Here is a 20,113-nt window from a genome sequence, read left to right as displayed (position 1 = left end):
AGGCCCCCGGTCCACCGCCACCGCCTCAGGCGGCGTGCGTGAACCGGTCCCGTACGCCGCCGGTACTCACCGGCCCCTCCGGTTCCTGGCGTACGGTCCGGCGGGCGTCGCGGCGGGCGCGACGGGCGCGGGTCGCCTCGCCGGCGAGGCGCTGGAGGTCGGCGCGGCGGAGGAGTTCGGCGTGCATGGCCTTGTGAAGTTCGTACTCGAACATGGGATCGTCCCCCTGGGGTGAGGGCCCTTGCGGGCCTCGGTGGCGGCAGTTCTTCTGCCGTGCCACCACTCTCGTCCCCCAGGGGGGTGCGCCACATCGGGCGTGTTCCGCATCTGTGGCGTACGGGTGCCTTAGGCGCGGGGCCTTACCACCGCCCAGGGTCCTTGAAACCATCCGGACATGCCTTAGGCGAGGGGTCCGGGCGCCGCGGACCGTCCTAGCCGGCCGTCGTGGGCAGCGCGACGATGAGGTCGAAGTACATGGCTGTGGAGAGCAGCACGCCGAGGGTGCCGAGGGCGATGCCGCCCCGGGCGACCGCGCGGACCCAGCCGGCCTGCGGCTGCCGGGCCGGGGCGCCGAACGCGGGCCGGACCAGGACATAGCTGCCGACCAGCAGGGCGAGGAGCCCGAAGAGGCCGTTGACCAGGGCGGTGGCGTGCCAGGCGTCGCCGTAGATCTCGTTGATCTGCTGGGCGGCCGAGCCGCCGGACGAGGTCTTGATCTGCCCGATCAGGGTCTCGCGCTCGGCGGCGACCCGGCCGCTCCAGGCGCCGGTGAGGCCGACGACGCCGAGTCCGGCGGAGACGACGGCCGCGGAGGCGGCGGCGAGCCGCCCGGAGGTCTCCTCGTCGTCGGAGTCGGAGTCGTCGGCATCGGCATCGGCATCGGCATCGGCATCGGCGTCGGCGTCGGCCTCATCGACGGCTGCCGGCCCGGTCCCCGGGCCCGTCTCGTCCTGGTCCTGCGGTTCCGGATTCTCCGCGACAGCGCGGCCGGCCGTAGCGGCGGCTGTCGCTTCGGTCGTGTCGTCGGTCGTCTTCTCGCCGTCGGCGACGGCTTCGGGCGTGGTGGGGTTCATGCGGCGCACGCTAGGTGCCGCAGATGAGAGGTCCCTTAACGCCCTCCGTCGCCCCGGCGGGCGGTCAGTGGACGCGCTCGGCCGGCTCGTCCTCGTACGTCCGCACACCCGGCACCGGCACCCGCGCCACCGGGCGGTCCGGCGGTTCGATGCTGAGGCGGGGCAGCCGGCGCTCCAGCCAGCCGGGGAGCCACCAGTTGGCGCCGCCCAGCAGGTGCATGAGGGCCGGGACGAGCAGGGTGCGCAGGACGAACGCGTCCAGGGCCACGGCCGCCGCGAGGGCGATGCCGAACATCGCGATGACGCGGTCGCCGCTGAGGACGAAGGCGAGGAACACCGAGATCATGATCACAGCGGCCGAGTTGATGACCCGGCTGGTCTCGGCGAGGCCCACCCGGACCGCGCGCCGGTTGTCGCGGGTCTCCAGCCACTCCTCGTACATCCGGCCGACCAGGAAGACCTGGTAGTCCATGGAGAGGCCGAAGAGCACCGAGACCATGATCACCGGCAGGAAGGGTTCGATGGGGCCCGGGCTGCCGAGGCCCAGCAGCCCGCTGCCCCAGCCCCACTGGAAGATCGCGACGACGACGCCGAACGACGAGGCGACCGCCGCGACGTTCATCGCCGCCGCCTTCAGCGGGATGCCGGCGGACCGGAAGGCCAGCAGCAGGAGCAGGCAGCCGAGTCCTATGACGACGCCGATGAACAGCGGCAGCTTGCCGATGATGATCTGCGCGAAGTCGTCGTAGCTGGCCGTCACCCCGCCGACATGGGTCTCCAGCGAGGTGTTGTCGGCCGCCTTCGGCAGCACGTCCGTACGCAGCCGCTCCACCAGCTCGCTGGTCGCGCGGGACTGCGGGGAGGAGTCGGGGACGACGGTGACGTACGCGGTGTCGCCCGCCGCGTTGTACGTGACCGGGTGGGCCCACGCCACCCCGTCAACCTTGCGCAGGGTGGCGGGCAGGGCGTCCATCGCGAGCCGGTCGTCGGCGCCGTCGAGGTGCGCGGCGACGGTCAGCGGTCCGTTGACGCCGGGGCCGAAGCCGTCGGCGAGCAGGTCGTACGCCTGCCGGGTGGTGGCGGTCTCCGCGTTGTTGCCCTGGTCGGAGCTGCCGAGGTGGAGCGAGAAGGTGGGCAGTGCGAGGACCAGCATCACCACGGCGGCCACCGCGCCCAGCAGCTTGGGGTGCCGCTCCACGAAGGCGGACCAGCGGGCGGCGAAACCGGTGGGCGGCTCGGGCTGCGGCCCGTGCGCGGCCAGCCGGGCCCGTTCGCGCCGGCTGAGCGCCCGCAGTCCGATGAGCGAGAGGAGAGCCGGCAGCAGGGTCACCGACGCGGCCACGGTCAGAACGACGGTGAGCGAGGCGGCGATGGCCACGCCGTTGAGGAAGCTCAGCCGGAGGATCAGCATGCCGAGGAGCGCGATGCAGACGGTGGCCCCGGCGAAGACCACGGCCCGCCCGGTCGTCGCCACCGCGTGCTGCGCGGCCTCCGGCACGGTCATGCCGCGCCGCAGCCCTCTGCGGTGCCGGGTGACGATGAACAGGGCGTAGTCGATGCCCACGCCGAGCCCTATCAGCATGCCGAGCATGGGCGCGAAGTCGGCGACGGTCATCAGATGGCCGAGGAGCACGATGCCCGCGTACGCCGTGCCGACCGAGACGAGGGCCGTGGCGATGGGCAGCAGGCTCGCGGCGAGGGAGCCGAAGGCGAGGAAGAGCACGACGGCCGCGACGGCGACCCCGATCGCCTCGCTGAGATGCGCGGCGGGCGCCTCGGTGAGCCCGATGGCCTGGCCGCCGAGTTCGACGCGCAGATGCGGGCTCTCGGCCGTCTTCGCGGTGTCCACGACCGCCCGGGCCTGTGCCACGGGGACGTCGTCGGCGCGCTGGTCGAAGGTGACGGTGGCGTACGCGGTGTGCCCGTCGGTGCTGATCTGCGCGGCCCCGGTCTCGGTGTAGGGGCTGTCGACCGCCCCGACCCCGGGCAGCCGCTCCACGGCGTGCAGGGTGCGGGTCATCTTCTGCTCGACGTCGGTGGCCCGGACCGTGGAGTCGTCGGTGTGCCAGACGATGGTGTCGGTGTCCCCGCCGAGGTCGGTGAACCCACTCTTCAGCAGCTCCGCGGCCCGCCCGGACTCGGTGCCCGGTGCCTCGTAGTCGTTGGTGTACGCGGACCCCGCGAACCCCGCGGCGGCGGCCGTGCCCCCGAGGGCGAGCAGCCAGATCAGGACGGCGATGAGGCGGTGCGTGACGCACCAGCGGGCGATGGCAGCCAAGGGACGTACTCCCTGCGGGTTCGTGGTCGTCCCGGGACCGGCGAAAGCCGCCCGTAGGAGAACGCATGACCTGAGAACGGCCACTCTCGCAGCCATTCGAGATCATTTGCCCGTTTCGTGGGCAGGGTCACAGCGGGCACATCCCCTTATGGGCGACATGGCCGCGTCCACTCCGGGGAGCCGGTCACGGCGAAGGGCGGTGCGCCCGGTTCCCACCGGACCCACCGCCCCTTTCGGCGTACGCGGAAGGCGTCAGCCCTCGACGCCCAGCTTCTCCAGGATCAGCTCACGGACGCGGGCCGCGTCCGCCTGGCCCCGGGTCGCCTTCATGACCGCGCCGACCAGCGCGCCGGCCGCCGCGACCTTGCCGCCGCGGATCTTGTCCGCGATGGCGGCGTTGCCCGCGATGGCCTCGTCCACGGCGGTGGACAGCGCGCCCTCGTCGGAGACGACCTTCAGGCCGCGCTTCTCGACCACGGTGTCCGGGTCGCCCTCGCCGGCGAGCACGCCCTCCAGGACCTGGCGGGCCAGCTTGTCGTTGAGGTCGCCCGCGGCGACGAGCTCGGCGACCCGGGCGACCTGCGCCGGGGTGACGGGCAGCTCGTCCAGGCCGCGGCCGGCCTCGTTGGCGTTACGGGCCAGCTCGCCCATCCACCACTTGCGGGCCTGGTCCGACGGGGCGCCCGCCTCGGTCGTGGCGACGATCAGGTCGACCGCGCCCGCGTTGAGGATGGACTGCATGTCGTGCTCGGAGACGCCCCACTCCTCCTTGAGCCGGGCGCGGCGGACGCGCGGCAGCTCCGGGAGGTCCTTGCGCAGCTCCTCGACCCACTCCCGGGCCGGGGCGACCGGCACCAGGTCGGGTTCGGGGAAGTAGCGGTAGTCCTCGGCGTTGTCCTTGATGCGGCCGGCCGTGGTGGAGCCGTCCTCCTCGTGGAAGTGCCGGGTCTCCTGCACGATCGTGCCGCCGGAGTTCAGCACCGCGGCGTGCCGCTGGATCTCGAAGCGGGCGGCGCGCTCGACGGAACGCAGCGAGTTCACGTTCTTCGTCTCGGAGCGCGTACCGAACTTCTCGGTGCCGTTCGGGCGCAGCGACAGGTTGACGTCGCAGCGCATCTGGCCCATCTCCATGCGGGCCTCGGAGACGCCGAGCGCCTTGATGAGCTCGCGCAGCTCGGCGACGTACGCCTTGGCGACCTCGGGGGCGCGTGCGCCCGCTCCCTCGATCGGCTTGGTGACGATCTCGATGAGCGGGATGCCCGCGCGGTTGTAGTCGAGCAGGGAGTGGGACGCGCCGTGGATACGGCCGGTGGCGCCGCCGACGTGCGTCGACTTGCCGGTGTCCTCCTCCATGTGGGCGCGTTCGATCTGCACCCGGAAGACCTCGCCGTCCTCCAGCTGGACGTCCAGATAGCCGTCGAAGGCGATCGGCTCGTCGTACTGGGAGGTCTGGAAGTTCTTCGGCATGTCCGGATAGAAGTAGTTCTTCCGGGCGAAGCGGCACCACTCGGCGATCTCGCAGTTCAGCGCGAGGCCGATCTTGATCGCGGACTCCACGCCGATCTCGTTGACGACCGGCAGCGCGCCGGGCAGCCCGAGGCAGACCGGGCAGGTCTGCGTGTTGGCGTCCTGCCCCAGCTCGGTGGAGCAGCCGCAGAACATCTTCGTCTTGGTGCCGAGCTCCACATGGACCTCAAGGCCCATGACGGGGTCGTACGTCGCGAGGGCGTCCTCGTACGACTCCAGGTCGATGACAGTCACGGAAAACTTTCCCTCTCAGCCCAGCAGGACGTCGTCGTCGCCGAGACGCTTCAGTTCGCGATAGAGGATCGCGAGGCCGGTCACGATGGCGGCGGCGGACACGGCGGCGTCGATGAGGCGCAGCATGTCGTTGTCCGAGCGGGCCGCCTTCGCCTGCTTGGCGACGCTCAGCGCGCCGAACGCGGTGGTGCCCATCGACACGTACAGCCCGGTCTTCGACTTCTTGAAGTTCTTGGCCTTGGCCATGGTGCTCATAGCGACGGAGCCTCCTCCAGCAGCGGGTGTCCCCACTTTTCCACGAAAGCGGCCTCGACGGCGGCTCCGACCTTGTACAGCCGGTCGTCCTTCATGGCGGGGGCGATGATCTGGAGTCCGACGGGCAGACCGTCCTCGGGGGCCAGGCCGCAGGGCAGCGACATGGCGGCGTTGCCGGCGAGGTTGGTCGGAATGGTGCACAGGTCGGCCAGGTACATCGCCATCGGGTCGTCGGCGCGCTCGCCGATCGGGAAGGCAGTGGTGGGCGTGGTCGGCGAGACGATCACATCGACCTGCTCGAACGCCTGCTCGAACTCGCGCGTGATCAGCGTACGGACCTTCTGCGCGGAGCCGTAGTACGCGTCGTAGTAGCCGGAGCTGAGCGCGTACGTACCGAGGATGATGCGGCGCTTGACCTCGTCGCCGAAGCCGGCCTCGCGGGTGAGCGCGGTGACGTCCTCGGCGGACTTCGTGCCGTCGTCCCCGACGCGCAGGCCGTAGCGCATGGCGTCGAACCGGGCGAGGTTCGAGGAGCACTCGGACGGCGCGATCAGGTAGTACGCCGAAAGGGCCAGGTCGAACGTCGGGCAGTCCAGCTCCACGACCGTGGCGCCGAGCGACTTCAGCAGCTCGACGGACTCGTTGAAGCGCTGGACGACCCCGGCCTGGTAGCCCTCGCCGGAGAACTGCTTGACGACGCCGACGCGCATGCCCCGCACGGAGCCGCTCCGCGCGGCCTCCACGACCGGCGGCACCGGCGCGTCGATCGACGTCGAGTCCATCGGGTCGTGGCCGGCGATCGCCTCGTGCAGCAGCGCCGCGTCCAGGACCGTACGGGCGCAGGGCCCGCCCTGGTCCAGGGAGGACGAGAAGGCGACCATGCCGTAGCGGGAGACCCCGCCGTAGGTGGGCTTGACGCCGACCGTGCCGGTGACGGCGGCGGGCTGGCGGATGGAGCCGCCGGTGTCCGTGCCGATGGCCAGCGGGGCCTCGAAGGAGGCGAGGGCGGCCGAGGAGCCGCCGCCGGAGCCGCCCGGGATGCGGGTCAGGTCCCAGGGGTTGCCGGTCGGGCCGTAGGCGCTGTTCTCGGTGGAGGACCCCATGGCGAACTCGTCCATGTTGGTCTTGCCGAGGATGACGACGTCGGCGGCCTTCAGCCTCTGCGTGAGGGTCGCGTCGTACGGCGGAATCCAGCCGTCGAGGATCTTCGAGCCGACGGTGGTCGGCATGTCCTTCGTGGTGAAGATGTCCTTGAGCGCGAGCGGGACGCCGGCCAGCGGGCCCAGCTTCTCGCCGGCCGCCTTCTTGGCGTCCACGGCACGGGCCTGGGCGAGCGCGCCCTCGCGGTCGACGTGCAGGAAGGCGTGCACCTTCTCGTCCACGGCGTCGATCCGCGCCAGGTGGGCCTCGGTGACCTGCACGGCGGTGAGCTCGCCGGAGGCGATCTTCGCGGCGATCTCGGCCGCGGTGAGCTTGATGATGCTGCTGATGTCCGTCATGGCTGTCAGTCCTCCCCCAGGATCTGCGGCACCTTGAAACGCTGCTGCTCCTGGGCCGGGGCGCCGGAGAGCGCCTGCTCGGGGGTGAGAGACGGACGGACGACGTCCGCCCGCATGACGTTCGTCAGCGGCAGCGGGTGGGAGGTCGGCGGTACGTCTTGGTCGGCGACCTCGGAGACGCGGGCGACCGCGCCGATGATGTCGTCGAGCTGTCCGGCGAAGTGATCGAGCTCTTCGCCCTTCAGCTCCAGACGCGCCAGCCGAGCGAGGTGGGCAACCTCCTCGCGCGTGATGCCAGGCATGCAGCGATCCTCAGGGGTTGGTGTGTGGTTTTGCCGGGGGCCGGCGGCAGGTGGAAATGTGCCGCAGGCCCCCAATCCTATGGGGTCGGCCGCATGCCCGAGGACACGGTTTTACGGGAGGCCGCTACGTCGTCGCCGGGCGCGGGCCCGTCGTGCGGCCGGAGGGGCGCTGTTCCAGCTCGGCCGCCGGGGCCGTGGGGGTCGCGGCGGATGCCGGGGTCGTCGCGCCCGCCGCCGCGGCGAGCTCCGCCGGGCGGCGCCAGCCGTGCTCGTCGCGGGCCCGCAGCCAGGCGGTGGTTTCCTGGGGCGGCATCGCGGCCGCCACCAGCCAGCCCTGGACCGCGTCGCACCGCAGGTCCCGCAGCCGCTCCCAGGTCTCGTCGTCCTCGACGCCCTCGGCCACGACCAGCAGGCCGAGCGAGTGGGCCAGGTCGATGGTGCAGCGGACGATCTCGGCGTCCTCGTGGTCGATGGCGAGCCGGGCCACGAAGGAGCGGTCGATCTTCAGCTCGCTGACCGGCAGCCGGCGCAGATGGACCAGCGAGGAATACCCGGTGCCGAAGTCGTCCAGGGACATCTTCACGCCGTGCCCGGTCAGCCCGGCGAGCGTGTCCGCCGCCCGCTGCGGGTCCTCCAGGAGCACGTGTTCCGTTATCTCCAGCTGGAGCGCTCCCGCCGGGACGCCGTGCCGGGCGAGCCGGGCCGCGACGCCGCCGGCGAACCCGGGCGTATGCACATCGCGCGGCGACACGTTGACGGCGACCGGGACGAAGAGGCCCTGGGCCCGCCACCGGGCGACCTGGGCGAGCGCCGTCTCCAGGACGTACTCCGTGAGGTGCGGCATCAGCCCGGAGGACTCCGCGATGGCGATGAACTCGTCCGGGGGCACCCGGCCGCGCTCCGGGTGCACCCAGCGCACCAGGGCTTCGAGCCCGGCGACCTGGCCGTCGAAGCGGACCTTGGGCTGGTAGTGCAGCTCCACCTCGCCCGCGTCCAGCGCCCGGCGCAGGTCGCCGAGGAGGCCGAGCCGGTCCGGGGTGTTGCTGTCGCGCTTGGACTCGTACACCTCCACACCGGTGCGGTCCCGCTTGGCCTGGTACATCGCCACGTCGGCGCGGCGCAGCAGCCCCTCCGCGTCCAGCGCGTGGTCCGGGAAGACGGCGACGCCGGCGCTGGCCTCCAGGACCAGGGTCAGCCCGTCCAGGTCCAGCGGGGAGGACAGCTCGGCGACCAGATGGCGGGCGACGCGCTGGGCGCTGGTGGTGGAGTCGGCGGTGGGCAGCAGGACCGCGAACTCGTCGCCGCCGAGCCGGGCCGCCTCCGCGCCGCGCGGCAGGGCGAGCCGGAGCCGTTCCGCGATCTGGAGCAGCAGCCGGTCGCCGGCCAGGTGGCCGAGGGTGTCGTTGACGGCCCGGAAGCGGTCGAGGTCGATGAGGACCAGGGCGACCCGGCTGCCGACGCTCTCCGCCTCCTCCAGCGCGCTCCAGGTCCGCTCCAGCAGCCACTGGCGGTTGGGCAGCCCGGTCAGCGGGTCCTTCAGCTGCTCCTCGGCGCGGGCGCGGGCGATCCAGAGCGTGGAGTCGAGCGCGATCAGCGGCACCGCGAAGAGCGGCAGCAGGACCGGCCGGGCCATCGCGACGACGCAGATCAGCGGGGCGATGCCGAGCAGGGCGACCGCGACGAGGCCCTGGCGGAGCATCGCGGTGCGGGCGACGGTGGGCAGGCCGCCGCCGGGCTGGGCCCGCGAATACCACAGCAGGACCCGGGTGACGAGCAGATACGTGGCGGCGGCAAGCAGGACCTCCGGGACGGCGTCGATGCCCCAGTCGAGTGGCCGCCACGGTGACTCGACGGACTGCACCTCGCCGAACGCGGCCAGCACCAGGGCCGCCGCGCCGACCCCGAGGATGTCCACGGCGCCGTGGAGAAGCCCCTGCCACCAGCGGTGCCGGCGGGCGACGCCGACGAGGACGACCACGACGAGGCTGACGAGTCCGGCCGGCACCCAGCCGTACAGCAGCAGGACGGCCAGGGTGAGGGCGGCGCCGGAGCCGGTGCCGCCCCACCAGCGGTCCCGGCCGAGCGCGACGAGGTGGCCGACGACGATGCCGGTGAGCACGGCCAGCGACCAGCCGGCCCGGCCGTCCGGGAAGAGGGCGTGCCCCTGGCCGAGGGCGCGGGAGAAGCCGGTCGCGAGCTGGATCGTGGCCAGGGCCACCACGACGGCGCCCACTTTGGGCGCGGGTCCCACGAAACCTTGCAGCCGCGCCACCGGTGCGGCGCTCTCGGTCGGTTTCATTCCGTCCCTCTCACAGCCGGCGATGCCGATGTCACCCGATGAATGCGTGCCGTGCCACGACGCACCCCGGCCCCGCCCGGTGGCCAGGTTCGAGGGCGTGTCAGACCACAGTAGGCCGCGGAGGGGTGCTACGGGCAGCGGTCTACGGGTCTTGCCCGAATGCGAACCGACTATCCGTCAGCATCTGCTATGCGCCGATCGGGTGACGTTTCGACGGAGTGTCGGCGGCCGTTCACTCTCCGGGGGCGGGGCCCTCCGCCGGGGCCGGTTCCGGGGCCGGTTCCGGAGTCGGGTCCGGGGCCGGTTCCCCGGTCGGGACGGCCGCCTCGCGGGCCGCGTCCGGGCCCTCGGTGAGCAGCACCGCGAAGCCGGTCTCGTCCAGCACGGGGACCTTCAGCTGGACCGCTTTGTCGTACTTGGATCCGGGGTTGTCGCCGACGACGACGAAGGCGGTCTTCTTGGAAACGGAACCGGTGACCTTCGCTCCCCGGCTTTGCAGGGCCTCTTTCGCGCCATCCCTGGTGTGCCCGGTCAGGGTGCCGGTGACGACGACGGTGAGCCCTTCGAGGGGGCGGGGGCCCTCGTCCTCGCCGGCCCCTTCGTCCTCCATCCGGACACCGGCCGCGCGCCACTTGCGCAGGATCTCGCGGTGCCAGTCCTCGGCGAACCACTGCTTGACCGAGGCCGCGATGATGGGCCCGACCCCGTCGGCGTCGGCCAGCTCCTGCTCAGTGGCCTCCTCGATGCGGTCGATGGACCGGAACTGGCGGGCCAGCTCCCGGGCGGCGACCGGGCCGACATGGCGGATGGAGAGCCCGGTGAGGACACGGGCCAGCGGGGCGTCCTTGGCCGCCGCGATGGCGTCGAGCATCGCGAGGGCGTTCTTCTTGGGCTCGCCCTGCTGGTTGGCGAAGACCCGGGCGATCTTCTCCTCGCCGGTCTTCGGGTCGCGCTTGGGCAGCCCGCTGTCCTGGTCGAGGACATAGGCCCGGATCGGCAGCAGCTCGTCCACGGTCAGCCCGAAAAGGTCGCCCTCGTCGCGCAGCGGCGGTTCGGCGGGCTCCAGCGGTGCGGTCAGCGCGGCGGCGACCACGTAACCGAAGTGGTCGATGTCGAGGCACTTGCGGCCGGCGAGATAGGAGACGCGCTCGCGCAGCTGGGCGGGGCAGGAACGGGCGTTGGGGCAGCGGACGTCGACGTCCGCCTCCTTCATGGGCTTCAGCTCGGTGCCGCACTCGGGGCAGTGGTCCGGCATGACGAACGCCCGCTCGGTGCCGTCGCGGAGGTCCGCGACCGGGCCGAGGATCTCCGGGATGACGTCCCCGGCCTTGCGGAGCACCACCGTGTCGCCGATCAGGACGCCCTTGGCCTTGACCACGTTCTGGTTGTGCAGGGTGGCGAACTCGACCTCGGAGCCGGCCACCACGACCGGCTCGACCTGGGCGTACGGGGTGACGCGGCCGGTGCGGCCGACGCCGACGCGGATGTTGACGAGCTTGGTGTTGACCTCCTCCGGAGCGTATTTCCAGGCGATGGCCCAGCGCGGGGCGCGGGAGGTGGAGCCCAGCCGGCCCTGGAGCGGGATCTCGTCCAGCTTGACGACGACGCCGTCGATCTCGTGCTCCACGGAGTGCCGGTGCTCGCCGAAGTGCGCGATGAACTCCCGTACGCCCGCGAGGGAGTCGACCACCTTGTTGTACTTGGCGGTGGGCAGGCCCCACTCGCGCAGCAGTTCGTAGGCGTGCGAAAGGCAGTCGATGTCGAAGCCCTCGCGGGCGCCGATGCCGTGCACCACCATGTGCAGCGGGCGGGTGGCGGTGACCTTGGGGTCCTTCTGGCGCAGTGAACCGGCCGCCGCGTTACGGGGGTTGGCGAAGGGCTTCTCGTCGGCCTCGACCAGCCGGGCGTTCAGCTTCTCGAAGCCCTCCATCGGGAAGAAGACCTCGCCGCGCACCTCGACCAGCGGCGGCACGCGGTCGCCCTTGAGCCGGTGCGGGATGTCCGCGATGGTGCGGACGTTGGGCGTGATGTCCTCGCCGGTGCGGCCGTCGCCCCGGGTCGCGGCGCGGGTCAGCACGCCGTGCTCGTACGTGAGGTTGACGGCGAGGCCGTCGATCTTCAGCTCGCACAGGAAGTGGTAGCCGGGCGCGCCGACGTCCCGGGCGATGCGCTCGCCCCAGGCGGCCAGCTCCTCGTCGTCGAAGGCGTTGTCCAGGGACAGCATCGGCTCGCGGTGCTCGACCGACGTGAACTCCGTGCGGTAAGGACCGGCGACCTTCTGGGTCGGCGAGTCCGGGGTGCGCAGCGGGGGGTGGGACTCCTCCAGGGCCTCCAGCTCGCGCAGCAGCCGGTCGAACTCGGCGTCGCTGACGACCGGCTGGTCGTTCACGTAATACCGGAAGCGGTGCTCCTCGATCTGCTCCGCGAGGAGCTTGTGCCGCTCCCGCGCCTCGGCTGGCACCGCCGTCTGCTCTTCGCCGGCCATCGTCCCGTCCTCCCGTTACCCAGCGTCCCGCTACTCAGGGTTGTCTGCGAGCGATCTCGCGGCCCGGGCGCAGTGGGCGAGCGCGGCCCGTGCGTACCCGGGCGAGGCACCCGCGAGTCCGCACGAGGGGGTGACCGTCACGGACTCGGTGAGAGTCCCCGGATTCAGCCCCAGCCTGCGCCACAGCGTCCTGACACCCATGACGCTACCGCCCGGGTCGGACAATCGGCCCGAGGCCGGGTCGGTGCCCGGTACGACCCCGAAGAACATCCGGGTGCCGCCCTCGACGGCTTCCCCGACCGCCTCCTCCTCACGCTCGGTGAGCAGGGAGAGATCGAAGGAGATACCGTCCGCCCCGGCCCGGCGCAGCAGCGCGAACGGCACCTCGGGGGCGCAGGTGTGCACCAGCGTGGCGGTGTCCCCGGCCGCCGCCAGGACCTCGCGCAGGGTGGCCTCCACGATCTGGCGGTCCACCGCCCGGTGGGTGCGGTAGCCGCTGGCGGTCCGGACCCGGCCGCGCAGTACGGCGGTGAGCGACGGCTCGTCCAGCTGGAGGGCGAGCCGCGCCCCGGGGACCCGGCGGCGCACCTCGGCGAGGTGGCCGCGCAGGCCCTCGGCGAGCGAGTCCGCGAGGTCGCGGCAGGCTCCCGGGTCGCCGAGGAACGCCTCGCCGCCCCGGCGTTCCAGGGCGGCGGCGAGGGTCCAGGGCCCCACGGCCTGGACCTTGAGCGGGCCCTCGTAGCCCTGGGTGAACTCCTCCAGGGCGTCCAGGTCCTCGCCGAGCCAGGACCGGGCGCGGCGGGTGTCGCGGCCGGGGCGGTCGCTGATCCGCCAGCCGCTCGGCTCGACGTGCCCGTACAGCTCGGAGAGCAGTCCGATCGTGCGGCCGGTCATGTCGGCGCCGGGCCCGCGGGCGGGGAGTTCCGCCAGGTACGGCATGCCCTCGCCGTCGCCGAAGGAGCCGGTGACGGTCTTCGCCGCCTCCCGGGCGTCTCCCCCGGGCATCGAACCGATCCCGGTGGCCGGGCAGTCGCTGAACTCGCTGATCTCGCTCACGCGAGAAGGGTAACGACCGCGGGCGAGGTCGTTGGGCCCCCGCGATCAGCGGCCGGGCCGGACGGTGAGGTCGTTGACCTCGGCGTCGCGGGGCAGGTCGAGCGCCATCAGGATGGTGGTCGCGACGGAGTCGGGGTCGATCCAGCGGGCGGGGTCGTATTCCTTGCCCTCCTGCCGGTGGACCTTCTCCTGCATGGGGCTGGCGGTGCGGCCCGGGTAGACCGTGGTGACCCGGACGCCGTTGCCGTGCTCCTCGTGGCGCAGCGAGTCCGCGAGCGCCTTCAGGCCGTGCTTGCTGGCGGCGTACGCGCTCCACTCGGGGCTCGCGGAGAGCCCGGCCCCGGAGTTGACGAAGAGCACATGGCCCTGGGCGACGCGCAGCTGGGGCAGGGTGAGCCGGGTCAGCTCGGCGGGGGCGACGAGGTTGGCGTTGAGCTGGAGGTGCCACGCCTTGGGGGTCAGCTCACCGACCGGGCCGAGCTCGACCACGCCCGCGATGTGCAGCAGCGAGTCGAGCCGTTCCGGGACGGACTGCTGGGCGAGGGCCCAGGAGAGCCGGTCCGGGTTGGACAGGTCGCCGACGAGGGTGCGGGCGCCGGGGTGGAGCGCGGCGAGCTCCTTGGCGCGGCCGGCGTCGCGGGCCAGCAGGACGAGGTCGTCCCCGCGCGCGGTGAGACGCCGGGCGACCGCTGCGCCGATGCCGGAGCCGGCACCGGTGATGAGGTGAGTGGACATGGCCCCCATCGTCGCATCCGCCGCCTGGCCCCCGTACGGCACATCACCGCAGGCCGGCCGACTCCTCCAGGTAGGCCAGGGCGCCGACGCCGTCCTCCGCGAAGAGGACCAGCTCGGTCAGCGGGAGCGGCAGGAAGCCCTCGTCCTCCATGCGCCGGAACTGCTCGCGCAGGCCGTCGTAGAAGCCGGCGGTGTTGAGCAGGACGACCGGCTTGGTGTGCTTGCCGTGCTTCTTCAGCTCCAGGATCTCGGTCGCCTCGTCCAGCGTCCCGGTGCCGCCGACCATGATCACGATCGCGTCGGACTTCGCGAGCAGGAGCGCCTTGCGCTCGGCGAGGTCGCGGGCGATGACCATCTCGTCGGCGTTGGTACGCGCCTTGGCGGCCAGGAAGTCCACCGAGACCCCGACCAGCTTCCCGCCCGCCTCCTGGACGCCGTCGGCGACGACCTTCATCAGGCCGCTCTCGGAGCCGCCCCAGACGAGGGTGTGCCCGCCGCGCCCCAGCAGCTCGGCGAATTCACGGGCGGGCACGGTGTAGCGGTCGGGGAGATCGGCGGCGGAGAGGAAGACGCAGATGTTCATGGCTGCCACGGTAAGGCCCGCCCCGTGCGGGGCCGCCGCCGGGATGCGGCGGGCGGCCGGGTGACGGACCCTGAAATGCGTGGTGCGCACACCCTTGAGCGCCCCGCGCGGCCACGCCCGTACTGGGGTCGGGCGTGGCCGTGCGGGGCTCACCTCATGCTGCTACCGGCCGGACAGGAGCCGCTCGGTCATCTCACGAAGTCTGCGGCGCTTCACGGCATCCTGTACATCCTCGTGCGGCTCGGCCCGCTCCAGGCCGTTGTAGTAGCCGCCGGTGCCGGCCTCCGTGAACGGCTGGCTCATCAGGGCGAGGACCGCGTCGCCGCCCTGCGCGACCGTCGACTGCGGCGCGAGCCCGGTGTCCCGTACCAGTGCGGTGTCCATGAGATCGGCGGGGTGCACACAGTTGACCGCGATCCGGTACGGCTTGAGCTCGTCCGCCAGGTCCCTGCTGAACGAGGCGAGAGCAAGCTTCGTACGGCTGTAGGCGACCCATCCGTGGTAGGACGCCGTCATCTCCGGATCGTCGTGGTCGATCTCGGACTGGGCGGCGGATCCGACGTTGATCACCCTCGCCGCGGCGGAACACCTCAGCGCGGGGAGCAGGAGCCGGGTGAACACATAGGGCGCGAGGTATCCGACGGCGAACCGCAGCTCATGTCCGTCCTTGCTCGATTCCCGCCCGGCACCCTCAGCGCCCGGGCCGACGCCCGCGTTGTTGATGAGCACGTCGATCCGGTGGTGTCTGTCCCGCACGGACCGGCCCAGGTCACGGACTTCGTCGAGCGAGGCGAGGTCCGCGCGGTACGTGTGGACCGTCGCTCCCTTGTCCTTCAGGATCGCACCCAGGTCGTGCAGGGCGGCCGGATCACGTCCGTGCAGCAGGAGGGTCGTGCCCGGAGTCGCCAGCCGACCCGCGATGTGGCGGCCCAGCCCGGCCGTCGCCCCCGTGATCAGCACCACCCGCCCGTTTTCCCGCAGCGGACCGCTCGGCATCTGTCGCTCCTCAGTCGTCATGATGGCTCGTGGGCGGGAGATTGAGCCAGGGCGCGTCGGGCCGCACTCCGGCTCTGTTCAGGGCATGGCAGACGGCCTCACCGAGGGTGCCCTCGTGCCCGGCCCCGGAATGGTCCAGCAGGCCGTCCGCCACGGCATGGGCCCTGTGCTGTCCGAAGCTCATGGACGCCATGCCTTTGCGGTTGTCGGACGGCTCGCAAGCAGTGGCCAGTCCCGGTGCGAGCTCTTGGGCGAACACCGAGGTCTGCCGCCCGACTCCGGGGCGTCCGGCGGTCGCTTCGACGAGCCCCGCCCCCGCGGCGTCGGCGGTGCGGAGGTAGACGACGATCGCGTCGCGCCGCGGGTAGAAGAGCCGCGACGAGCTGACCTTGGTGCGATACCTCAGTCCGCGCTCCTCCAGGTGCTCCAGGAGACCGCCCCACAGGGCGGGTGCCGCGTCCGCGTTCACGACATGGAGGTAGAAGCGGGTGGTCGCCTCGTGGTCGTCCGGCCGCCCCGCCGAGCCGTCCACCAGGAAGAACCCGGCCGACAGCGCGGGCCTCCCGGCCGGGTAGCGCACCGTCCTCGTGCCGTCCGGCATCGTCTCCTCGTCCACCGACGCCACCGGAATCAGGGTCCGTACGCCGTCCACGGGCACCACGAGGTATTCGGGGTCCTCGTTCCGGACGATCGAGTCGGCGGGAACGCGCAGCCGCGTCTCGCTGTGCGGGACAGCGTCCGCGAGAAGGGCCTCGAACCCAGGGTCCCGCAGGGTCCGGGGACGCGGCCCGTCGTCCCTCTCCAGACCGGCGTGGAAGACCTCGTACAGCCTGTTGGCCAGTGCGTGGCGCAGTGCGGCCCTGGTGTCCGCCGCGACCGGCGCCCCCTGTACGCGTGCGGTGTGCCCGTCCGCACCCATGTCGACCAGGCCGACCGCGGCGCGCAGCCTCGGGTGAAGCATCGTGTGCGGCATCGGTTCAGTCCTTGAGGCCGAGAGTGGTGAGGAGCGCTTCGGGAGTGAGCAGCACCGTCCGGGCGATGCCCATCGCGGCACGCTGCACCGGATGCAGCACCGAACTCTGGGACGCCTGCGCCAGCACCCGGTCCATGAGGTGCCAGCCGGCGTACCGCACGCTCTGGAGTTGCAGGCCGTGCGTAACGGGCCGTCCGGTGGAGACATAGCCTTCGTGGAATCGCCGGACGAGGGGGCGTACGCGGTGGAGCTCCCGAGCACCCCTGGCGATCACTTCGCGGTCGGCCGGCACCGCGCCGGCCGGCTCGTTCCGTGCCGGGCCCGGCAGGGTGGCGACCGCGCGGTGGAGCCACTCCCCGATGAACGCGCCGGTGTCGCGAGCCGGATCCCCGAGGCGCAGTTCCTCGCAGTCGAGAAGATGGAAGCCGGGCCCGGAGAGCAGCAACTGGTCCAGGCGGAGATCGCCATGCGTCGGACAGGTCGCGGCCGCGGCCTCGACCCGTCGCAATTCCTCGACGGCTCCGACGAGTTCCGTGTCCTGCTGAAGGATGCTCCAGGCTCGAAGCTCTGCCGCGCTCGACGCCCGGTGGACCTCCAGGGGCAGTGCCTCGAAGGCGGCCGGCGAGGGCTGGCTCGGCACCGACGCGTCGAGACGGACGCATCCGGAGGGCTTGAGGCCGTGCAGTTCACCGATCAGCTCGCCGATCTGCCGCGCGTGGCCCTCGTCGAACTCCTTCGCGTCGGCGAGCTCCGCCCCGGTACGGGACAGAGGCAGCATCTCAAAGGCCACCAGGGCGTCCTCCTCGCTCCACCCCAGGCACCTCGGGGCACGCGGCGTCGTGCCGGGGGCGTCCGCCCGGAGCTCCTCGAAAGCGATGATGCCGCGCAGACGTCGCCGCACGTCCTGGGAGTCGCCGCCCAGTCTCTTGACGAAGACCGCGTGGCCCGAAGTGGTCGTTCCGGACCAGTTCTCGTTGCGCCCGGTGTGCGACACCAGGCCCTCCGGAACGAATTCGCCGAGACCGAGACGGCGTAGAAACGCCGCGACGGCGGGGACCTGCGAAAGATCGGTGGCCCGGGTGAGATAGCGGCGTCGGGTCGTCGTCATCGTGCCCTCTGCTGCGGCGTCACGAGTTCCAGCCGCTCGAAGCGCTGTACCCGGGTATCGGGCAGACCCGCCAGGCGGTCCGCCAGCACGTCCGCGTCACCAACCAGCACGACGGTGAGACGGTCGGGGTTCAGGTAGCGGCCCGCCGCCGAGACGACGTCCTCGGCGGCAACCGCGTCGACCCGGTCCCGGTATCCGGCGCCCCACTGGGGATCGGCCCCCTCGGCCAGCAGATTGGCCAGGAACGTCGCGTACGAGGAGGGCGAGACGGCCGCGGTCCCGATCCGGCCTGCCAGCAGCTGCTTCGCGTGACCGATCTCGCGCTCGGTCGGCGGGGAGCCCACGAGCGCGCCGAGCTCCCGGCGCGTCTCGGCCAGGGCATCGGCCACGGCCGGACCGCCGACGGCCACTCTCACCAAGGCGGTGGGCAGGCCCGCGACCACCTCCACCGCGGATGCCGCCACGTACGCGTACCCCTTCTCCTCGCGGACGTTCCGGCTCAGCCGGGAAGAGACCCCGCCGCCGAAGAGGACGTTGGCCATGTCGAAGGCGGGGCGGTCCGGGGCGGTCCGGTGCGGCGCCGGCCCCGCGAGCAGCAGCTCGGCCTGCGTGGAACGCGGGCGGTGCACCAGGACGACGTCACCCGGAACGGCCCCGGGCAGGAGCGGCTCCGGGGCGGACGCCGTTCTCTCGTCCCCCCGCCACTCCGCGAACGCCCGGTCAACGGTGGCCATGATCCCGTCCGGTGCGAAGTCTCCCACCAGTACGAGGACCGCTCCGCGCGGCATGAGCCTGCCGCGGTGCAGCTCCCTCACGCTCTCGGGTTCCACCTGGGGCAGCGCCTCCGGAGGCGGGATGTCGCAGGGCGCCACCTGGTGCGGACTCCATCGGCGCAACAGCGCGGCCAGCGCCATCCAGCGGGCCTCGCTACGCCCTATGGCGACCTCCGCGGCCACGCGCTGCCGGGATTCGAGGACCCGTTCGTCGGGGTAGCGCGGAGCCGCCAACGCGGCGGCGGTCTCCCTCAGTACGGGCACGAGCGATGCGGTGGGTATGCAGCCGAAGACCCCCAGCCGGTTGACGTCACGGCCGGCGGCCAGACCGGCGATCTCCCAGTGCAGCGCGCGCTCCGGCGGCAGCTCGGCGGCCGACGGCAGCAGCACGTCGCCGAGGACCTGGGCACGGGCCGCGTGCGCGTCCCCGGGTCCGGCGCAGGGGATGCTCAGCCGGAGCTCCACCAGTGGTGCGGTGGCGTCCGGGACGGCGACCACTCGGAGCCCGTTGGACAGGGTCCGGTCGAGAACGACACGGGTGTCTGCTCGTACGTCTGTCATGTGAGTGCCGCCTTCTGCGTGGTGCCGTCGGCGCCTGCGGCCGACCGGCCGGGGAGCAGACGCAGTACGGCGCGCGCTCCCGTGAGGAGTTCACCGGCCGCATCGGCGACAGCCTGTGCGGTCACCTCGGCCGTGATGGAGGGGAGTTCGTCCACGACTGCCGCACGGCCGTGAAGGAGCTCGCAGGCTCCCAGGGCTCTGGTGCGGGCCATCAGATCGGCGTTGCGCCGGGAGACGCGTGCCGACAGCCTCCCCGTGGCCACGGGGAGGCGCGAGGCCGCTGTGGACGGGTCGGTCAGGCGCTCGATCTCCTCGTCGATCACGGCGAGCAGGGCGTCCTGTTCGGCGTGGTCGTGATGGGTGACGACGAGGGCGAGCGTGTCGGGCGCGCGGGCATCCAGCGAATCGAACAGTCCGCAGCCGGCCGTGACCCGGACCGCCAGCCCGGTGTCCCGCACGAGCCTCTGTTCCAGGGGGGCCGTCGGGCCGCCGGTCAGCAGCTCGCACACGGTCATCCATGCCACGTACGCGTTCAGTTGCCGAGCAGGGTCCGGCAGCTGGTGGCCGAGGGCCAGGGCCGGCCTGGAGGCGTGGACGTCCGCCCAGTCACCGTGCCGCGGGTTCACGGGCGGGGGTTCGCTCAGGAGGGCGGGGTCCGGCTTCGGCCGGGCCGGCAGCCCGCCGAAGAGGTTCTCGACCAGTGCTGCGACGGCGGCCTCGTCGAAGGCTCCCGCAATGCTCAGCACGGCGTTCGACGGCGCGTAGTACGTGGCGTGGAAGTCCCGGGCCTCATCGACCGTCGCCCGGTCCAGATCCGTGAACTCGCCGTAGCCGTTGTGGGTGTTCGCGTACGAACGGTAGAGGAGAGCCGGCAGCGGTATCCACGGGAAGCCGCCGTAGGCCCGGTTCAGGATGTTGAGACCGACCTCCTCCTTGACAACCGCTCGCTGGTTGCGGAGGTTCTCGTCCGTGATGAGAGGGAAACCCATCCGGTCGGCCTCCATGGCGAGCACGCCTGCCAGGCCCCGCTCCGGTACCAGTTGGTAGTAGTCCGTGTAGTCCTGGTGGGTCGATCCGTTGGCAGTGCCGCCGAGCCCCTGGACATAGCTCCAGTGTTCGAGCTTCGGATAGCGCGCACTCCCCTGGAACATGAGGTGCTCGAAGAGGTGGGCGAAGCCGCTGCGCCCCTCCGGTTCCGACCGGAATCCCACGTCGTAGTGCACGGCGACCGCGACGGCCGGCGCGAAGGGCGCGGGCGCCAGGAGTACGCGGAGGCCGTTGGTGAGCGTCAGCCGACGCAACCGGGTCATGAAGTGTCGGTCCCCTCGGTGTGCACCGCGCACGGTGCACACAGGTCCGCCGGGGGCGCAGTCCTT

Annotated in this window: 17 protein-coding genes; all 17 read right to left on the bottom strand. The window is 72.1% G+C overall.

The features are described from left to right. Nucleotides 1–25 precede the first annotated feature (25 nt). Nucleotides 26–214 carry a hypothetical protein gene (locus OG338_RS22135; RefSeq protein WP_405938983.1) on the bottom strand — a complete coding sequence of 63 codons (189 nt, stop codon included), beginning with the start codon at nucleotides 212–214 and terminating at the stop codon, nucleotides 26–28. A gap of 217 nt (nucleotides 215–431) precedes the next feature. After that, a complete protein-coding gene (locus tag OG338_RS22130) occupies nucleotides 432–1,073 on the bottom strand; it encodes a hypothetical protein (RefSeq protein ID WP_405938982.1) in 642 nt (213 codons plus the stop codon). A 64-nt stretch (nucleotides 1,074–1,137) separates the two neighbouring features. Further along, the gene (locus OG338_RS22125) at nucleotides 1,138–3,351 is read right to left on the bottom strand and encodes an MMPL family transporter (RefSeq protein WP_405938981.1); all 2,214 of its coding nucleotides are present in this window, start codon (nucleotides 3,349–3,351) and stop codon (nucleotides 1,138–1,140) included. 252 nt (nucleotides 3,352–3,603) lie between these two features. Beyond that, nucleotides 3,604–5,112 carry an Asp-tRNA(Asn)/Glu-tRNA(Gln) amidotransferase subunit GatB gene (gene gatB / locus OG338_RS22120; protein WP_405938980.1) on the bottom strand — a complete coding sequence of 503 codons (1,509 nt, stop codon included), beginning with the start codon at nucleotides 5,110–5,112 and terminating at the stop codon, nucleotides 3,604–3,606. Between the two features lie 15 nt (nucleotides 5,113–5,127). Beyond that, nucleotides 5,128–5,367, bottom strand: a complete 240-nt coding sequence (locus tag OG338_RS22115; protein WP_405938979.1) for a hypothetical protein — start codon at nucleotides 5,365–5,367, stop codon at nucleotides 5,128–5,130. Next, complete coding sequence (gene gatA, locus OG338_RS22110) at nucleotides 5,364–6,866, bottom strand: Asp-tRNA(Asn)/Glu-tRNA(Gln) amidotransferase subunit GatA (protein ID WP_405938978.1); 1,503 nt, start codon at nucleotides 6,864–6,866, stop codon at nucleotides 5,364–5,366. The genes OG338_RS22115 and gatA overlap by 4 nt, the downstream gene beginning before the upstream one ends. A 5-nt stretch (nucleotides 6,867–6,871) precedes the next feature. Beyond that, nucleotides 6,872–7,168, bottom strand: coding sequence for an Asp-tRNA(Asn)/Glu-tRNA(Gln) amidotransferase subunit GatC (gene gatC / locus OG338_RS22105; RefSeq protein WP_018102521.1), 297 nt, complete (start codon nucleotides 7,166–7,168; stop codon nucleotides 6,872–6,874). Between the two features lie 124 nt (nucleotides 7,169–7,292). Beyond that, nucleotides 7,293–9,467 (bottom strand): putative bifunctional diguanylate cyclase/phosphodiesterase, encoded by a 2,175-nt coding sequence (locus OG338_RS22100; protein WP_405938977.1) that lies wholly within the window; start codon nucleotides 9,465–9,467, stop codon nucleotides 7,293–7,295. 232 nt (nucleotides 9,468–9,699) lie between these two features. After that, a complete protein-coding gene (gene ligA, locus OG338_RS22095; protein WP_405938976.1) occupies nucleotides 9,700–11,952 on the bottom strand; it encodes an NAD-dependent DNA ligase LigA in 2,253 nt (750 codons plus the stop codon). A 30-nt stretch (nucleotides 11,953–11,982) separates the two neighbouring features. Beyond that, nucleotides 11,983–13,008, bottom strand: a complete 1,026-nt coding sequence (locus tag OG338_RS22090; RefSeq protein WP_405938975.1) for a methionine synthase — start codon at nucleotides 13,006–13,008, stop codon at nucleotides 11,983–11,985. 45 nt (nucleotides 13,009–13,053) lie between these two features. Continuing rightward, nucleotides 13,054–13,743 (bottom strand): SDR family oxidoreductase, encoded by a 690-nt coding sequence (locus OG338_RS22085; protein ID WP_405938974.1) that lies wholly within the window; start codon nucleotides 13,741–13,743, stop codon nucleotides 13,054–13,056. Between the two features lie 43 nt (nucleotides 13,744–13,786). Then, nucleotides 13,787–14,326, bottom strand: a complete 540-nt coding sequence (locus OG338_RS22080) for a TIGR00730 family Rossman fold protein (protein WP_405938973.1) — start codon at nucleotides 14,324–14,326, stop codon at nucleotides 13,787–13,789. A 162-nt stretch (nucleotides 14,327–14,488) separates the two neighbouring features. Further along, entirely contained in the window at nucleotides 14,489–15,322 is an 834-nt protein-coding gene (locus OG338_RS22075) for an SDR family NAD(P)-dependent oxidoreductase (RefSeq protein ID WP_405938972.1), read from the bottom strand. 10 nt (nucleotides 15,323–15,332) lie between these two features. Then, nucleotides 15,333–16,295 (bottom strand): T3SS effector HopA1 family protein, encoded by a 963-nt coding sequence (locus OG338_RS22070; protein WP_405938971.1) that lies wholly within the window; start codon nucleotides 16,293–16,295, stop codon nucleotides 15,333–15,335. Nucleotides 16,296–16,299: 4 nt separating this feature from the next. Next, entirely contained in the window at nucleotides 16,300–17,403 is a 1,104-nt protein-coding gene (lxmK, locus tag OG338_RS22065; RefSeq protein ID WP_405938970.1) for a class V lanthionine synthetase subunit LxmK, read from the bottom strand. Next, nucleotides 17,400–18,737 (bottom strand): M16 family metallopeptidase, encoded by a 1,338-nt coding sequence (locus OG338_RS22060; protein WP_405938969.1) that lies wholly within the window; start codon nucleotides 18,735–18,737, stop codon nucleotides 17,400–17,402. Before OG338_RS22060 ends, lxmK begins: the two co-directional genes overlap by 4 nt. Further along, a complete protein-coding gene (locus OG338_RS22055) occupies nucleotides 18,734–20,047 on the bottom strand; it encodes a M16 family metallopeptidase (RefSeq protein ID WP_405938968.1) in 1,314 nt (437 codons plus the stop codon). Before OG338_RS22055 ends, OG338_RS22060 begins: the two co-directional genes overlap by 4 nt. Between the last annotated feature and the right edge of the window lie 66 nt (nucleotides 20,048–20,113).

Origin of the sequence: Streptomyces sp. NBC_00726, from assembly GCF_045161735.1 — a bacterium.
Taxonomy (GTDB): domain Bacteria; phylum Actinomycetota; class Actinomycetes; order Streptomycetales; family Streptomycetaceae; genus Streptomyces.
Note: the sequence above shows the minus strand (reverse complement) of the source record. Positions and strands in the feature narration are given on the sequence as shown.

What these genes read in the sequence shown, in the direction of transcription:
- OG338_RS22135 (WP_405938983.1), bottom strand. Translation starts at nt 214, where the DNA reads ATGTTCGAGTACGAACTTCACAAGGCCATGCACGCCGAACTCCTCCGC.
- OG338_RS22130 (WP_405938982.1), bottom strand. Translation starts at nt 1,073, where the DNA reads ATGAACCCCACCACGCCCGAAGCCGTCGCCGACGGCGAGAAGACGACC.
- OG338_RS22115 (WP_405938979.1), bottom strand. Translation starts at nt 5,367, where the DNA reads ATGAGCACCATGGCCAAGGCCAAGAACTTCAAGAAGTCGAAGACCGGG.
- gatA (WP_405938978.1), bottom strand. Translation starts at nt 6,866, where the DNA reads ATGACGGACATCAGCAGCATCATCAAGCTCACCGCGGCCGAGATCGCC.
- gatC (WP_018102521.1), bottom strand. Translation starts at nt 7,168, where the DNA reads ATGCCTGGCATCACGCGCGAGGAGGTTGCCCACCTCGCTCGGCTGGCG.
- OG338_RS22100 (WP_405938977.1), bottom strand. Translation starts at nt 9,467, where the DNA reads ATGAAACCGACCGAGAGCGCCGCACCGGTGGCGCGGCTGCAAGGTTTC.
- ligA (WP_405938976.1), bottom strand. Translation starts at nt 11,952, where the DNA reads ATGGCCGGCGAAGAGCAGACGGCGGTGCCAGCCGAGGCGCGGGAGCGG.
- OG338_RS22085 (WP_405938974.1), bottom strand. Translation starts at nt 13,743, where the DNA reads ATGTCCACTCACCTCATCACCGGTGCCGGCTCCGGCATCGGCGCAGCG.
- OG338_RS22080 (WP_405938973.1), bottom strand. Translation starts at nt 14,326, where the DNA reads ATGAACATCTGCGTCTTCCTCTCCGCCGCCGATCTCCCCGACCGCTAC.
- OG338_RS22075 (WP_405938972.1), bottom strand. Translation starts at nt 15,322, where the DNA reads ATGCCGAGCGGTCCGCTGCGGGAAAACGGGCGGGTGGTGCTGATCACG.
- OG338_RS22070 (WP_405938971.1), bottom strand. Translation starts at nt 16,295, where the DNA reads ATGCCGCACACGATGCTTCACCCGAGGCTGCGCGCCGCGGTCGGCCTG.
- lxmK (WP_405938970.1), bottom strand. Translation starts at nt 17,403, where the DNA reads ATGACGACGACCCGACGCCGCTATCTCACCCGGGCCACCGATCTTTCG.
- OG338_RS22060 (WP_405938969.1), bottom strand. Translation starts at nt 18,737, where the DNA reads ATGACAGACGTACGAGCAGACACCCGTGTCGTTCTCGACCGGACCCTG.
- OG338_RS22055 (WP_405938968.1), bottom strand. Translation starts at nt 20,047, where the DNA reads ATGACCCGGTTGCGTCGGCTGACGCTCACCAACGGCCTCCGCGTACTC.